Source organism: Flavobacterium xizangense, from assembly GCF_054075145.1.
Genome location: NZ_JBSIPG010000071.1, coordinates 1 through 279, shown reverse-complemented (window position 1 = coordinate 279; position 279 = coordinate 1). Strand labels below are relative to the sequence as shown.

1 protein-coding gene is annotated in these 279 nt (G+C 38.4%); it reads left to right on the top strand.

The features are described 5' to 3' along the window. Positions 1-279 (top strand): glycoside hydrolase family 3 C-terminal domain-containing protein (locus tag ACWA1B_RS22555; protein ID WP_456910837.1); only part of this gene is annotated, 279 nt, incomplete at both ends.

The following is a 279-nucleotide window of genomic DNA, read 5'->3' as shown; positions in this document are numbered from 1 at the left end:
GGCAATTGTAGAAGCCTGGCATTTAGGAACTCAAACCGGAAATGCTGTAGCACAGGTTTTATACGGAGATTATAACCCGAGCGGAAAATTGCCAATGTCATTCCCTAGAAATGTAGGTCAGGTGCCAATTTATTACAACAAATACAGTACGGGACGACCAATTGACAGCGATAAAAATGTTTTCTGGTCGCATTATATGGATGTGGAGAAAACGCCTTTATTTCCGTTTGGTTTTGGTTTGAGCTATACTAAATTCGATTATAAAAACTTAAAACTGAA